A 1,394-nucleotide genomic window follows, 5' to 3' on the forward strand; every position below is an offset into this window, starting at 1 on the left:
TAATGAACCCTGCCTCACTTTTGCAAGTGATCAGCATGCAAGGATCCTGTCAAAATACAAGCATCAAAACCATAGTTAGGGAGTATTTAAGCAACTGTGTCAATTCTGATAATCGTAATAACTTCGTATAGCATACATTATACGAAGTTATACGACAAAATGTTCATTAAAAGACATAGTACAAGATCCAGAGAATCGCCAAAATTTTGGTGGTGAAGAAGGATTTTTTAGAATTCTTAAAGCTTTAAAATATAATACTTTAGTTCATGATATTGGCTTTCCAACAATTTATAATATTAAAAATTTTGTAATGTTATTTGAAGATGCCTTCACACATAATAATTCTATAACCTCTTTAAAGAGGCCCCTTAATATAGGATCAGAAATTGGCCCCTGCCTAGGTAATATTCTTAAAGTTAATAAAGCGCTTACTAAAATAGTATTACGCGGAAGCGACTTAAAATTAGAAGGCGCTATAGCAATTGCAGAAGGCCTTAAGCATAATAACTCTCTTACAGAATTAGACCTTGCTGATAATAGCATAAGTTTACAAGGAACTATAGCAATTGCAGAAGGCCTTAAGCATAATAACTCACTTAAAGAATTAGACCTTCGTTCTAATGATATAGATTCAGAAGGAGCCATAGCAATTGCAAAGAGCCTTAGGCATAATAATTCCCTTACAGAGTTAGACCTTCGATATAATAAAATAGATTCAGCAGGAGCCATAGCAATTGCAGAGAGCCTTGCATACAATAGCTCTCTTACAAAAGTTATTCTTTTCTCCAATAATATTGGAATACCAGGGGGTGCAGCACTTCGAGATAGCTTTGCCCATAATAATTCTCTTAGAGAATTAGATTTTCGATATAATCATACAAGCTTACAAGGAAATGACTACTATTCTAGAAGGAGTTAAGGCTGGGCTTCACCCAATTTAGTAGACACGTTCTTCCAATGTGAGCGTTCTTTTTTCAAACTCCTTGGGAGGCATGTATCCCAAAACAGAATGAATCCTTTTTTGATTATAGAAGATAAAGCAATAATCAAAAATACTATTGCTTGCTTGGTCGAGCCCTGGAATCGTCAACTTAACCCTTAACCATAGCTTAGGTTAAATTAAAACCTGACACACTTAGGTGAACCTTCTTTTTAATTTGAACTAATTGAGTACTTGTACTCTATCTTTAGCATTCTTATATATAAAGAGTAAATATTACCCAATAGGAAGATGGTATGTTTAAATTTTGCTTAAAGAAATCTTTAGGATTTTTATTTGTTTTGAGTTTGTCGGCTACAAGCCTTTTAGCCTCGCCGTCTAGTACAGAGGATGAACGTAATAACTTCGTATAGCATACATTATACGAAGTTATACGAATCCATGTTAATGGAGC

At 34.1% G+C, this 1,394-nt stretch carries 2 protein-coding genes; one reads left to right on the top strand and one right to left on the bottom strand.

The features are described 5' to 3' along the window. Positions 1-310: 310 nt before the first annotated feature. Entirely contained in the window at positions 311-919 is a 609-nt protein-coding gene (locus IG80_RS13665; RefSeq protein WP_052046401.1) for a leucine-rich repeat domain-containing protein, read from the top strand. A gap of 18 nt (positions 920-937) precedes the next feature. Here IG80_RS13665 and IG80_RS17050 read toward each other — a convergent pair whose 3' ends face one another. Next, complete coding sequence (locus IG80_RS17050) at positions 938-1,090, bottom strand: IS3 family transposase (protein ID WP_084756439.1); 153 nt, start codon at positions 1,088-1,090, stop codon at positions 938-940. Between the last annotated feature and the right edge of the window lie 304 nt (positions 1,091-1,394).

Origin of the sequence: Candidatus Paracaedibacter symbiosus (assembly GCF_000757605.1) — a bacterium.
In the GTDB taxonomy this organism is placed as follows: Bacteria; Pseudomonadota; Alphaproteobacteria; order Paracaedibacterales; family Paracaedibacteraceae; genus Paracaedibacter_A; species Paracaedibacter_A symbiosus.

Bases quoted from the DNA above. Each gene is read 5' to 3' on its own strand.
- IG80_RS13665 (WP_052046401.1), top strand. From the start codon at position 311: ATGTTATTTGAAGATGCCTTCACACATAATAATTCTATAACCTCTTTA.